Origin of the sequence: Desulfosporosinus lacus DSM 15449, assembly GCF_900129935.1 — a bacterium.
GTDB lineage: Bacteria > Bacillota > Desulfitobacteriia > Desulfitobacteriales > Desulfitobacteriaceae > Desulfosporosinus > Desulfosporosinus lacus.
Window position 1 is genome coordinate 40,297 of the sequence record NZ_FQXJ01000014.1, and the last position, 13,506, is coordinate 53,802.

The 13,506-nt window shown below is 42.2% G+C and carries 11 protein-coding genes; all 11 read right to left on the reverse strand.

The genetic code is table 11. The annotated features are described in order from the left end of the window. Positions 1 to 15: 15 nt before the first annotated feature. Positions 16 to 1,062, reverse strand: a complete 1,047-nt coding sequence (gene tdh, locus BUB11_RS17470) for an L-threonine 3-dehydrogenase (protein WP_427846320.1) — start codon at positions 1,060 to 1,062, stop codon at positions 16 to 18. Positions 1,063 to 1,453: 391 nt separating this feature from the next. Continuing rightward, positions 1,454 to 2,860 carry a sigma-54 interaction domain-containing protein gene (locus BUB11_RS17480; RefSeq protein ID WP_143187645.1) on the reverse strand — a complete coding sequence of 469 codons (1,407 nt, stop codon included), beginning with the start codon at positions 2,858 to 2,860 and terminating at the stop codon, positions 1,454 to 1,456. A 241-nt stretch (positions 2,861 to 3,101) separates the two neighbouring features. Further along, positions 3,102 to 4,469: an acetyl-CoA hydrolase/transferase family protein gene (locus BUB11_RS17485; RefSeq protein WP_073031048.1), complete on the reverse strand. Its 1,368-nt coding sequence runs from the start codon at positions 4,467 to 4,469 to the stop codon at positions 3,102 to 3,104. Between the two features lie 26 nt (positions 4,470 to 4,495). Then, the gene (locus tag BUB11_RS17490; RefSeq protein ID WP_073031049.1) at positions 4,496 to 5,632 is read right to left on the reverse strand and encodes a 2-hydroxyacyl-CoA dehydratase subunit D; all 1,137 of its coding nucleotides are present in this window, start codon (positions 5,630 to 5,632) and stop codon (positions 4,496 to 4,498) included. After that, on the reverse strand, positions 5,619 to 6,860 hold the full coding sequence (locus tag BUB11_RS17495) for a 2-hydroxyacyl-CoA dehydratase subunit D (RefSeq protein ID WP_073031050.1): 1,242 nt from the start codon (positions 6,858 to 6,860) through the stop codon (positions 5,619 to 5,621). Before BUB11_RS17495 ends, BUB11_RS17490 begins: the two co-directional genes overlap by 14 nt. 183 nt (positions 6,861 to 7,043) lie before the next feature. Further along, complete coding sequence (locus BUB11_RS17500) at positions 7,044 to 7,817, reverse strand: acyl-CoA dehydratase activase (RefSeq protein WP_073031051.1); 774 nt, start codon at positions 7,815 to 7,817, stop codon at positions 7,044 to 7,046. A 343-nt stretch (positions 7,818 to 8,160) separates the two neighbouring features. Continuing rightward, entirely contained in the window at positions 8,161 to 8,637 is a 477-nt protein-coding gene (locus tag BUB11_RS17505; RefSeq protein WP_073031140.1) for a hypothetical protein, read from the reverse strand. 543 nt (positions 8,638 to 9,180) lie between these two features. Further along, complete coding sequence (locus tag BUB11_RS17515; protein WP_073031053.1) at positions 9,181 to 11,199, reverse strand: DUF6449 domain-containing protein; 2,019 nt, start codon at positions 11,197 to 11,199, stop codon at positions 9,181 to 9,183. Continuing rightward, positions 11,174 to 12,073 carry an ABC transporter ATP-binding protein gene (locus BUB11_RS17520; RefSeq protein WP_073031054.1) on the reverse strand — a complete coding sequence of 300 codons (900 nt, stop codon included), beginning with the start codon at positions 12,071 to 12,073 and terminating at the stop codon, positions 11,174 to 11,176. Before BUB11_RS17520 ends, BUB11_RS17515 begins: the two co-directional genes overlap by 26 nt. Then, entirely contained in the window at positions 12,066 to 12,452 is a 387-nt protein-coding gene (locus BUB11_RS17525; protein ID WP_073031055.1) for a GntR family transcriptional regulator, read from the reverse strand. The genes BUB11_RS17520 and BUB11_RS17525 overlap by 8 nt, the downstream gene beginning before the upstream one ends. Positions 12,453 to 12,668: 216 nt before the next feature. Further along, on the reverse strand, positions 12,669 to 13,244 hold the full coding sequence (locus BUB11_RS17530; protein WP_073031141.1) for a Uma2 family endonuclease: 576 nt from the start codon (positions 13,242 to 13,244) through the stop codon (positions 12,669 to 12,671). Between the last annotated feature and the right edge of the window lie 262 nt (positions 13,245 to 13,506).

Consider the following 13,506-nt stretch of genomic DNA (forward strand, 5'->3'; position numbering starts at 1 on the left):
TTTTCCTCCAGCAACTTAGATTTTAGACCAATCCAAAACAATCTTACCCGACATTCCGGAGTTCATTGCTTCAAATCCCTTTTCATAATCTCGAATATCAAATCTATGGGTTATAACACCGGAAATATCCAAACCGCTTTGCAGCATAGTCGTCATTTTATACCAAGTCTCAAACATTTCCCGGCCATAAATTCCTTTAATAGTTAAACAGCCAAAAACAACTTTATCCCAATCAATAATAGTGTTTGGTTGTTGAATACCCAGCAGTGCAATTTTTCCACCATGATACATATTACTTACCATGTCCGAAAAAGCCTGAGGATTTCCGGACATCTCCAGACCAACATCAAACCCTTCCTTCATCCCCAATTGTTGTATAACTTCCGATATTTTTTGTTCTTTGCTGTTGACCACCATAGTCGCGCCCATTTTTTTGGCTAATTGCAGCCGATATTCATTAATATCAGTCACGACAACGTGCCGGGCACCAACATGCTTACAAATAGCTGCAGCCATAATCCCGATGGGACCTGCGCCTGTGATCAAAACATCTTCCCCGATTAAATCAAAAGATAGGGCCGTATGCACGGCATTTCCCAGGGGGTCAAAACATGAAACGATATCATCATCAATATCCGGGCTGCATCGCCAGACATTGCTGGCAGGTATTGCTAAATATTCTGCGAAAGCACCATTGCGGTTAACTCCCACACCTTTTGTGTCTTTACACAAGTGCCTTCTGCCTGCCAGACAATTACGGCAAGCTCCGCAAACTAAATGACCTTCACCGGATACCCTCTCCCCAATTTTAAGACCTTTGACATTACTCCCGATTTCTGCTATTTCCCCTACAAATTCATGGCCAATAGTTAAGGGTATAGGGATAGTCTTTTGGGACCAGGTATCCCAATTGTAGATGTGGACATCTGTACCGCAGATGGATGTTTTTTTTATTTTTACTAAAACATCGTTAGGTCCAATTTCCGGTACGGGGACCTTTTCCATCCATAATCCTTTCTCAGCTTTGCTCTTGACTAAGGCAAACATTTCTTTTTTATCCAATCTCGACACACCCTTTTGTTTATTTCTTAGAGTTTATTCGAATTGATTCTTCCCATAATAAATCTCTATATAATGTCAAATGATATTTCTAATCTTTGCTCAAGCACCTCTCTTCGTAAAACCAAATGTCCTCCCCAGGGAGACATTAAGTCCAAATATTAAGATAATTCCCATTAAAAATACCACTTTTTTTATAAAATGTCCACCCCTGAGAGACACAAAAATATTCCCAATTGATACCGCTACAATGCCTTTATGAAAATCATGGAGTACATTGACCACAACTATGCCCATATAAACAGCCTGTCCGAGAATCGAATGCGCATTCGATTCTCGGACAGGCTATAATTACTTCTCAAGTGTTAACCCCGGGGCAAAAAATTTACTATCGTCACTTAAGCCTATATTTCTTAAGTTTTCTAACAACCGTTGAATGATCAATCCCTAATATATGTCCTATCTTACGAGTGCTAACGTAGGTTCGCAAAGCGTTGGTTAAGATCTGCTTCTCAGTTTCCTCAATTGCATAGTTAATTGGCATGATTCCGGTTACGATAACCGAAGGATGCATCTCAAAATCATTTCGCAGAGATTCGGGCAACTCTGAGACGCTAAGATAATCCCCATTGCTCATGACGACCATACGTTCAATGACATTGCGAAGTTCTCTAATATTGCCCGGCCAGTCATATTTCGTTAATTGACGCAATACTTCGTGGCTTAGCCTTTTCTGACGATGATACTGGTTATTAAAGAGGTTCATAAAGTACATGCTCAAGGGGATTATATCTTCACGGCGATCACGCAGGGTCGGAATTTTTATTCGGAAGATATTAAGTCTGTAAAATAAATCCGAGCGAAATTCACCCGCTTTTATCATGTCTTCTAAATCACGATTGGTTGCTGCTATAATTTGAACATCAATCTTAATTGGTTTTACCGCACCTATTCGTTTAATTTCTTTCGTTTCTAAAACCCTAAGAAGCGTAGCCTGAAAACTTTGAGAGGTATCACCTATTTCATCCAAAAACAGAGTGCCACCTTGAGCTGCCTCGAAAAGTCCTGGTTTTCCAGCCCGGGCAGCCCCGGTGAAAGCACCTGAATCATAACCAAACAATTCCGATTCGAGTAAGTTTTCCGGAAGGGCGGCACAGTTCACTGCAATAAACGGCGCCTCTTTACGTGAACTTTGTTCATGAATATAGTTGGCTATGACATCTTTTCCTACACCCGATTCCCCTGTTAACAGAACGTTGGCAGCAACCTGGGCGATATTTGCTGCCAATACCAAGGTGTGGTTCATCATTTTACTGACAGCTATGGGTACATTATGCGTTGTAGAGTACTCTTTTTGATTATATTTAAAGTACATTTCCTCAATCTCTTTGGCTTGCATTAGTTCTTCGCGCAGGCGAACAATTTCAGTTAATTCCCGGACAAACGTAACTACTACAGCAATTGAGCCATGTGTATCGAAAACAGGATTTGAACTCACAACAATGGTACCATTTTCATTGCTGTGAGTCATGCTTACCGGCTGTCTATCCTCCAATACCCTTAACGAAGCGACATTAGTTGCGTATTTTTTGCGTATCAGCTCACGCATATTCATCCCAACCAGGCTATCGAAGGGCAAAAACGTTAAGCGTAAGTATGCTTGATTATGCATTAAAACAAATCCCTGTGAGTCGGTAATAAGAACACCGTCGTCCCAATTTTCAAATATCTTATGAAAATCAAAGTTCTCTAACGAATTACTGCACTCGGTCATTCCTATTCCACTCTCCAGTACGTCCAATACTTATACAATCTAAATTACCACAGTTCGGTTTTTACTGATATTGCCTTATAGATATACCCGAAATGCCAAGACTGATTATTACCTGACTATATTATAATCTATTTTTCTGCCGCAGAGTATAAGGTATGAGCTCCAGGCCCAAAAAGTATTTCTAAAGGAGACCCCTGCTCTTTGTTATTTGCCCATTTCACGGGGATGGCTCCCCTTGGCAAAGTACTTCAAAGTAAGATCCGGATAACTAACGCTTATTGGAATGCCGCCAGATTTTCAATTTCTCTGCTTTTTTCACAAGTTCATCACGGAGATCCGGGTGGGCAATACTAATCAGTTCTTCTGCCCTTTGCCAAGTCGGTTTGCCCTTCAGATTGACAATTCCATACTCAGTTACGATGTAATAGGTAATATAGCGGGGCAAAGACACGGCAGTGCAAGGTTCTAACCCGGGTACAATTCTTGAGGTTAAATTGCCATCCTTGTCCATGTATGAGGAATTTAGGCAGGCAAACCCTTTTCCGCCCTTAGACCTGTGTGATGCGAAAATGAAATCGAATTGACCGCCTATCCCCGAAATTTGGCGCGCTCCCATGGATTCCGATGATACCTGCCCATATAAGTCCACTTCTAAGCAGCTGCACACTGAAAAGACTTTATCATTTTGAGCGATCACAAAAGGATCATTGGTGTAGTCGGGAGCAGCTGCTTTACAGAGGGGGTTATTATGGATAAACTCATAAAGTTTATCACTTCCCATAGCGAAGGTAAAAACAAACTGTCCTTTGTCAATAGTCTTGCGCAGGTTGGTTATCCGCCCCGTATTATAAATATCGACAAAGGAATCCACCAGCATTTCAGTGTGAACACCCAGGTCTTTCACATCGGATTGGGCAATTAATTCACCGACACGATTGGGCATGCTCCCTATACCCAGCTGCAAACACGCCCCATCCTCAAGCTCCTTGACGATATAGCCGGCAATCTTATCATCAATTTCAGAATAACTTTGTTTGGGAATCTGGAGTAATTTGGGGTTTTTCCCCTCTACCACCCGGTCAACTTGTGATATATGCAGATAATTTTGCGGGCCATGTACCCGAGGCATGTTGGTATTAACCTCAACAATCAGGCGGTCAACCATCTCAGGGAGCAGAGGATTCATTGAACAAGTCGTCCCAAAGTTAAAGTACCCATTTTCGTCCATAGGACTCACTGTCACTACTCCTACTGTGGGGCGTTCCGAATCCGGCAGCTGTCTAAAAATTTTGTAGGCTTCATGATAAGTCGAGGGCATATAAAACAACAACCCGGCATCGGCAAGTTTCCGGCTGATTAAGCTATAGGAAAAATCAGTAGCAACGAAGTGCTCGTGGGACGGATCGCAAAGGGCTACCTGGGGAACCGAGGTTAAGGTACTCATTAAGATCCGGACATCATATAATTCATCCTTACATTGGGCTAAGGCAGCATCGCATTCGATAGGGAACGAAAGAAACTCCCCATACTGAACACGATCCTGGGAACGGATCAGTTTGACAGCTTCTTCAGCCTTAACCAGTTTCTTTTGGTATTCTTGCCGGGGATTACTTATAGACTGTTGTATCTTGGACATTTCTAACCCCTCCACTTAATTATTAATTATCGTTTCCTAGAAATCATTTCAGCAAAGCTTTGGATTCGAGTTCTTACTTGCTCTAAAGATGGTGTTACCAGATCTAATTCCAGATAAAGCAAGGGAATTTTAGCTTCCTCCAATGTTTTCTTATAAATGGGATAATCGAATTCTTCCATTTCACAAAACTTCATGATGCAGGCCACAACACCATCTGCCCTGCTCTCTTCCGCCATTGTTTTCAGCATAAAGCGACGGTTCTTTTGGGGGTCATATAGTAAGGAACAGCCTTCCATGCAGCTCCAATAACGGGCTAATCCTTCCAGAGGATCTTTTCCCTGGGGTACATCCGTTCTGAATTGCCGGCTTTCTTGAGCCAGATCATCGGCAGCGACAGCCAATCCATAGTCCTCGAACATGTCTAAAATTTCATTAGGTTCGGCCATAATCCCTGTCAAAATAACCTTCTTCCCTTGCCATTCTTCGGGAGGGGCTTTTTTTAACTCTCTAATCAGAGAATTGACAAGTTGGGTATGTTCCAACTTATCCATGAAGTAACCACTCTTGATAACATTGTGGCGGAGGGAAGGGGTAATCGTTGTACAATAATCCCGGGCAATCGTGGTAAACTCTCTTAAGGTTTTCCGATGATCGTTATAGATCTCGATCGCTTCACTTAAGGCCTGATCGGATATTGGTTTGCCGCCAATTTCTTCAAGGACACTCTTGATCCGGAAATACTCACTTTTTAAGTATTCAACAGCCGCTTCCAATTTGCGATTAATGGGATGAGCAAGTGGTATAAACCTTACCTGGGGTACGGCAACCTTCCAATCCTGTCCGAAACACTTTAGATGATCACAGTGGGCAGGGACAATAATCCCTGCAAGTCGGTCATAGACTCCGCGCATCCCCAGCTCCAAGGTGGTCTGAACTAAAGAACAAGCAAAGGCAGGAAAATACAGGTTGGCGTTTTTGATGCTGGTTGACCCACCCCATAGACCCACGGGAAGCATTCCGGCAGCGTAGACAATTTCCTCCGGACAATATTCCGGGGCACAGCCGATCATCAGCCGCTTCTCCTCAAGGCATTTATTAATAACCTGTGCCGGATTATTTGCGACGTTTTCCAGCACTGACAAGAGATCCTTAAGCTGGGTCATTATTCGTCACCTCTTTGCTTTTCTTAGCTGACTTATTATGAGCTACAATTTCCATTAAGGCCTCAAGACGGGTTTCAAACTGAGCTGCAGCAAAATTACGAGGATCAGCCTGGTCTCCATCAAAATTCATGATGGAAACATCCGTTCGGGCTGCAACCAGGCGTTGCTGCTCATATTGCATAAAATCCATAACCTTACAACTTCGATTCACATGGAACAATATCCCATCAAGCTTAAAGTTCTTTACCTCTCTCTCTCTTTTATCAGCTTGGTATTCCATACAAGTGTTGTTGCCGATCATGGAATAAACCTTGGCTAATTCATCAAGGTTTCCCGGTTCATAGAGCAAAACCCAGGCTTCCGGATAGCTGCTGCAAACGATATTGATCCCGTTTTTTTCAAAGGCCTTAAAGTTATGCTTAATATGAGGCCAACAAGCGATGCCATCCCACATCACCCGGCATTTTTCGCCATCCTCATAGCAAGACTTGCCCAGCCTGATTTTTTCTTCTAATTCCTCAATCAAGAGCTTGAGTAATTCACCTGTTTCTTGGCGCCCCCTTGCACAGACCATTTGGGACATATAGTTAAATAGTTCAAAGCCATTTAAGGGAGCCGGAACTGCTTGATTCAAATCCAGCGCCCGTTTCCAGGCGCGTGAGTTCTCGTTGGATAGTATCATAACCTCTTGGAAACGCTCCTGATTAAATTGTTGGCCGGTGATTTTTTCAAGCTGCCGGATACACTCCCCAAACTCAGACTTGATATAATCGATGGCTGCCGGAGTTGGTTCATACCCATGGTTATAGGGGACATCAATAAGAATCATAGGAATATTAAGTTCTGCGGCGATGTTTTCATACCACTTTATTAGGGTGTTGCAAATATTATTGCAGCATAAAATGAAGTCAGGCAGTGGGATAGGGATTTCTGCTGCCTGAGATTTCATGTAGGCAAGATTAATCCGGGCATAGGAGCACAAATCCACGCTATACCCTTCGCTTTCAGCCTGCTCTAACAGTGGTAAGGCTCCTCTCTTAGCAGCGACGGCAGCTGCGTGATTCTCGGGATAAACTACCGTTAAACCCATAGTCTCACAGAATTCCTGAGGAAAAATTGACGTTGCCCAGCCAACTAATTGTCCTTTCATTTTGGCAGCGTAAGCATTCGTATAATGACGAGTTTGCAATTGATTCAGTAAATTTCTTGACGTAAGTTTTTCAGGCACTTAAAGTCACCCCTTTTTCGATCTGATTCATTTTTCTATTTCCCAGGCAAATATTAGTTTCACCCTGTTGCTCATCAAAGTCGGCCGTTTCAGAACGCCTCAGCGACTGGTGCATCATTGCCCCAATATACTGAAAATAGTGAAAATTGCGGTGGCATGAAGCACCACCCCATTCCTGAGGGGTTAGCTTGCACTTTCGAAAGCCAATAGAGCAGCCCCAAGAGCACCTGTCAATTGAGCCATGGGAGAAGCTATTACGGGTACATCAAGCTCTTTCTCCATCACCTTAATGATCATCCAGTTTAGGCACACTCCACCGGTCATAACAACCTCGCTTTGCACGCCAATACGTTTAACAAGTCCTGCAACACGGCCAACCACAGATTGGACAATACCCGCTGCAACATCCTCACGAGCTGTGCCGGTGGAAAGCTGAGAAATAACCTCAGACTCTGCAAAGACTGTACAAGTATTGCTAATTGAAATCTCGTTTTTTGCTGATGCTGCCAAATCTGCTAAATCCTCAATATTAATTTCTAAAATACGGGACATGACCTCCAAGAATCTTCCGGTACCCGCTGCGCATTTATCATTCATGATAAAGTTAGAGACGGTTCCACCCTTTCCGATTCCGATAGCTTTAGCATCCTGACCGCCGATGTCAATAATTGTTTTTACACCTGGAACAAGTTCATAAACTCCACGTGCGTGACAGGTTATTTCCGTAATCTGTTGGTCTGCACCTGTAAAAGTGTTTCTGCCATATCCCGTTGCAATCACCCTTTTTATATCTTCTCGACTCAAATTCACCTCCCGAATAGACTGTTCAAAGGCTCTTGCCGGCCCGCTGCTTCCGGCACCAACAGGTATTATGACTTTGCTTAAAATTTTTTCGCCTTCTTCCAAAACTACAACTTTTGATGAGGTCGATCCAATGTCCACACCTGCTGTTATCAATTACAGCCCTCCCTTCTTTCTAAGTAATGTACAATAGCAATTACTATGCCATAGGCAAATCTTCAAATCCATCTCAGTCAGAGGGCAAGATTTAAGCATATCTAAGGAAATCAGCAACGTAATTTAGACAAGCCCAAAAAAGAAAACGCCTCTATGCGGTGCATCATTACACCGCATGGGGGCGTTTTCTACTCAAAATTTGAACTTTATTTCAGCGAAAGGAGTCATTTCGCAAAGGGTCCAGGCCCCTGCGGGGAACGACAATCAATGACAACACTCAAGTTATTTCACAGAGTACTACCTTTTCTCCACTTTCCTATGCTGAATTATGTATTGAATGATATCACTCAATAATAAAGCAACAATCCTTCTGATCTAATAATTCAAAATTACAGCTATTTATTTTGGATAACTCTATTTTTTTATAGAACATTTCCTCAAATTCACTCCATCCAAACCAAATTGACCAGAGTCCAATAGGCTTACCTTCTTGGATGTTAGTATTTAAATACTCTTGAAGTTGGTTTCTCCAGTTAATACCAAAGCTCCCACCAAGCCAATAAATGTATCTTTTCTTAATATATTCTTCTAGTCCATAGGGCGGATTGGTACATCTTGATATTTGTAATCCACCAGTATCAATACCATCAGGAATAAAGATTGCTTTAACATCATCACGAAGTTTATCCAGATTAAAGGACAATTCCGGTCGAGGATTAAGATTCATTTCCCTTAATTCCTTAACCGTCCCCTTGATAATACCGGACAAATCAATTTCCCGTAATTCATAATCAGACGCAATAAACGTAAATCTACTCAAATAATCACTCCCTTTGTCCTTTTCACTGACAATAGAATAAGCTATAACGCATCCCAAATCGAAAAAATTTAGTTGACCTACCTGAACCTTCGTCAAAATCTTTGGAAAAACCGCGTTTCCCCTTTCTTAAGACTTACGCTATCAATGACACCTAAGCTTTATATAATATAGAGGGTTTTGAGAGACAAAAGGTTACAAAAATTTGTTTCTGATTTTATTTAATACTCTAAAGGTTTTGATTTGTGACAATATCTCCCTCAACATGGTGCGAAACAGGTCCATCTCAGTAGTTATGGGCATAAGGTAATATCCTATAAACAGCCTGTCCGAGAAACGAAAGCGCTTTCGTTTCTCGGACAGGCATAGGCCCTGGGGAATCTCCCTACCTGGATCCTTTTGACTGAGCTTTGCAATATGGCCTTCCCGAGGCCAGGCCTTCATCATTAGCTCATTCCTTTCCCAACCCCAATAAATAATGCCATGCCGGTTGGACTTTGAAAGACGCCTTTCAAAGTCCAACCGGCGTGGCTGTGGCAGCGTTAATTAATTGTCTTTCTCCAACTCTGCGAAATATCCCTTTAATTTTGGCGAAACCCCTGCCTCAAGACTGACCCGTTTTGACCAGACATGATTCCGTATGTTAAAGCGTGCGCTGACATCATTGCTGATGTAGTTTGTACTGGGATCTATATTTAATAATTCCTCAATCACTTCCCGCTCATTGATGGTTACCCGACTGGGAGTTGCAGCATTGTCGGAGTATGCTCTGTCCTCAACTTTTTCCAGTTCAACGGATTCGATGTCCTCCAAATGCAGGGCAAATTGATCATAGTAGCCCTTATCCTTAAGCCAATTAAGCAGTGAGGTAAAACTGCTTTGAACCAGGATGTTTTGTTCATTACGCTTATTGTTTTCCAATACGGATATCCGCATATAAGAATCTCTGCTTGAGGTCATATCCTCATAGGACATCTTAATCCCTTCGTTTTTCAAAAGTTCCGTTAATTCACGGATGTCCTTAGTTCCTGTGAGATTCACCGGTTGTTTGCCGCTGCGGTCATCTCTGACAGACATCAATTTTATGTCCTCCGGCACCAGACGCATTGCCGGAAATTTCAATTTTTTGTACTCCAAGGATTCATAGATGGGCTTGAGGAAAGCGGCATCACTCTGATCAGCTTCATTAATATTGTATTGGCGAAGGATATAATCTCCATTTTTCAGGGTGTAAATGATATAACGGGATGAACCAGCCTCCCTCTTTCTTTCCTTGATCAAATGCTTCTGAAGTTCAATCACTCCTGCAATATTCTCCTGACTTTCCAGCAGGATAGGCGGGTTATCTTCGAAGTACCCACTATCCTGGTATCTGGACTCCAGAAATTCGGGATTTTTTTCTTTTTCAAAATAGAACCAATCGTTATAGTTATAGCCAAAATAAACCTTTTCAACTTCCTCTGGGCTGGGAACTCGTTTAACAAAGCCCGAAACATCCAGGGATAGGCCTCCCAAAAGTATGACAATGACAAGGGCGTAATAGAGATAACCTTTATAGAGGTGCAATACCCTGAAGGACTTATGGATCAAAATTTCCGCAACAAAGTAGCCCAGAGCCGAAGCAATAACATAACCCAGAATCAGCATGGGAAGGGATTGTCTGGAAGCACCGCAAAAATAGGTTCCTCCAACCAGCATTAAACAGAAGGTCATCCCGTATTTAAATGCCGGATAGAAGGCCGGAAAGGCAATAATGTCGCCGGCCGTTTCCAGCCTCCTATGTTTATAGACAAACCAGCCCAGGACTAAAAAGGCGGCGGCTGTCAGGATGTAAGCAAGTAACCAGCCCGCCATATGCGGGTTTCTCAGGAAGGCACTATTGAATAACAAAAATAAGGGATATTTATCCTCGATAAACAGTGAGTAAGGGACTTCACCAAAGCCAAACAACAATTGCTCAAGGCTGAATTTAAGCAAAACATAAATTCCTATAGGCAGTATTTGGATGATATAAGTAAATACGATTTGGGCTACGGAAGATCCGGTAAACATCCCGACCAATACGGCGATACTATAAAAGAACAGACAAAAAAAGATATTAAGTCCAAGCCAGGTGACAATCTTAGGCAGGGTATAAAAGCTTCCCAGGACCGTAAAATAGTCTAATAATATCATAATCAAAGAATTTAAGACGGCGGGGATTATTAAAAGAATAAACCCTGCCAGGCAATGGCTGGCATAATGAGAGCTCCTTTTAATAGGCAGGCTGTGCATCATAACGGCTGACTTATCTACCTGCAAGTAACGGAATATCAATGCTGCCATAAGAACCGGTACAGTACAGATTAGAATAGCTTGAACGTCATCCTGTGAAAAACTCAGCATTCTGTCGATAGTGTCTTGGATCCAGGTAATGTTTTGGACCTCCATTCCCATGGCTTTCATAAGGTGACTGAAGGGAATATAGGCCATAAGAGCCAGGGTATAGAGAGCGCTTACCCACCAAAAACGTTTCAAATCGCTTAAGATCAAGGTTTTATTAAATAATGATATTTTGAATGTCATAACCCATCCCCCCTAATTCATAAATAAAAATTTCTTCAAGTGTCAGAGGCAGGACATCCAAAATAACCGGATTCGCTGATTTCATGGTTTGCAGCAATTCATTCTTATCCCCTCTGGCAATCAGCAGCAGTATGCTGCCTGTCTGGGTTCTGTGCAAAACTTCAGGACCTGCCAGGAACCCTTCCGGAATGTCACCGGCAAAGCCCAGCTGAAACTTGTGAACATCCGATTTCATATCGTCCAGTTCCCTCTCCACAACGATCTTCCCCTTGTGAAGTATCCCGATATGATCGCAGACATCTTCCAGTTCCCTCAGATTATGGGATGATACCAGGACAGATACCTGCCTTTCCGCTACATCCTGGAGGATGAGGCTCCAGACCTTTTTGCGCATGACAGGGTCCAGGCCATCGACTGGCTCATCCAGAATCATGACTTTAGGCATCGAGGAAATCCCCAGCCAGAAGGCCACCTGTTTCTGCATTCCTTTGGACAGTTTGACCACTCTTCTCTTGCTGTCGATGGGAAATACCTGCTTTAATTGTTCATACCGGTCCCAATTCCAGTCAGGATATATCTTGGAGTAAAACTTTGCTGTTTCGTCGATGCTTGCTTGAGAAAAGAAGTACAAATCGTCAGCTATGTAAATCATTTGACCCTTCACCTGAGGATTTTCGTAGACCGGCTGATTATCAATGGTCACTATGCCTTGATCCTGGCGATATAATCCGGCTAAATGCTTAATCAAAGTGGTCTTGCCGGCACCATTAGGCCCCAGCAGGCCATAAACGGATGCTTTTTTGACCTTTAAATTCAGATCCTCGAGAACTTTATAGTTGCCAAAGGATTTCGTCAGTTTTTGGGCCTCAATCATTGTTCTTCTGCCTCCCTCTTTCATATAGTTCCTCAATTCTGGAAATGAGCTGCTCCTTAGGTATATTCATGTAGGCCAGCTCAGAAACCAGTTTCTCCAGCTCCAGCAGCAAGTTATCCTTTCTTGCTTGATTGATTTTATTGTAGATGGGTGTCACAAAACTTCCTTTGGCTCGGACGGAGTATATGTATCCTTCCAGCTCAAGTTCCTTGTAAGCCTTATGAATGGTATTGGGGTTAATGGTGAGGGACTGGGCCAATTCACGAACAGAGGGAACTTTCTCGTCAGGTTTCAGTACTCCGCTAATGATGAGTGCTTTAATCTTTTCTTTAATCTGTTCGTACAAAGGGCTATGATCCATATAATCCAATTGAAACATAGTTACCTCCAAACTGTTCTATATTATTTAGTACAGTTAATACAGTTTGTATGCTAGCAGATATTTCCTTTATTGTCAATAAGAAAAGCCAGTCCTACTTTGAAATGCGCATTTCAAAGTAGGACTGGCATGGTGACGGAGCTGCTTAATTGTTTCCAACTCCCCATCATATCCCTTGAATTTTGCTGAAAACAGGGGTATCCAGGTTGTCTAGCTTCAAATACCTTCAAACACAGGTTTTAAATCTACCGTGAAATCTGAGAAAACAGACATTTTCGCTTTATCCTTCTCCGTGTACGCTTCTGGGCGACCGTATCGTTTATTTTCTTGTAAAGTAAATACGCTTATATATTTACCGTCTGGTTCTACGATCCAGTACTCCTTTACACCAACTTTTTCATACTTATTAAACTTAATTACCCTGTCCTGTCTAGTCGTTGATGGTGAAGATATTTCAATGATTAGAGCAGGTACTCCGAAATATCCGGTTTTCCTTAGTTTAGTTTCATCACACACTATTACAATATCCGGTTGTACAATATTTAAGATGTCATCATCGCTTTCTTCATATTCAACCAGGCATAAGTCAAAAGGAGATGCGAACACTCTGCAAGGTTTATCAATTAAATAGTTTGATATTTGTCTGTATAGCTCGCCAGATATGCTCTGATGTTGCCATTTAGGTGCTGACTGCAAATACGGTACACCATCAATTATCTCCCATCTTTCCTTTTCAGGCCATGTTAAGTAATCAGAATAGGTATGTTTTTTGTTCTCTTCTGGTAAAGACATAACCTGATCCTCTCCCTTCATTTTCCTATATATTACCATAACGATTCCCTCGTTTCCACTTGAAAGCTATTTATAGGTTTTAAATAATTTGTTTATATCTTAGTCCCCCAACGTTTTTATCAACACAAAGGCAATCAGGAACATGGCGTGAGTCATGTTCCCACTGTTATGTAAACATGACCGGCTGCAAATCGAATTGCTATCTCATAGCATATTCCACCAAATGCTCTGGTTACCTTTATGCATTGAGAAAATCAGATTG

What these genes read in the sequence shown, in the direction of transcription:
- BUB11_RS17485 (WP_073031048.1), bottom strand. Translation starts at nt 4,469, where the DNA reads ATGTCCAAGATACAACAGTCTATAAGTAATCCCCGGCAAGAATACCAA.
- BUB11_RS17490 (WP_073031049.1), bottom strand. Translation starts at nt 5,632, where the DNA reads ATGACCCAGCTTAAGGATCTCTTGTCAGTGCTGGAAAACGTCGCAAAT.
- BUB11_RS17515 (WP_073031053.1), bottom strand. Translation starts at nt 11,199, where the DNA reads ATGACATTCAAAATATCATTATTTAATAAAACCTTGATCTTAAGCGAT.
- BUB11_RS17520 (WP_073031054.1), bottom strand. Translation starts at nt 12,073, where the DNA reads ATGATTGAGGCCCAAAAACTGACGAAATCCTTTGGCAACTATAAAGTT.
- BUB11_RS17525 (WP_073031055.1), bottom strand. Translation starts at nt 12,452, where the DNA reads ATGTTTCAATTGGATTATATGGATCATAGCCCTTTGTACGAACAGATT.
- BUB11_RS17530 (WP_073031141.1), bottom strand. Translation starts at nt 13,244, where the DNA reads ATGTCTTTACCAGAAGAGAACAAAAAACATACCTATTCTGATTACTTA.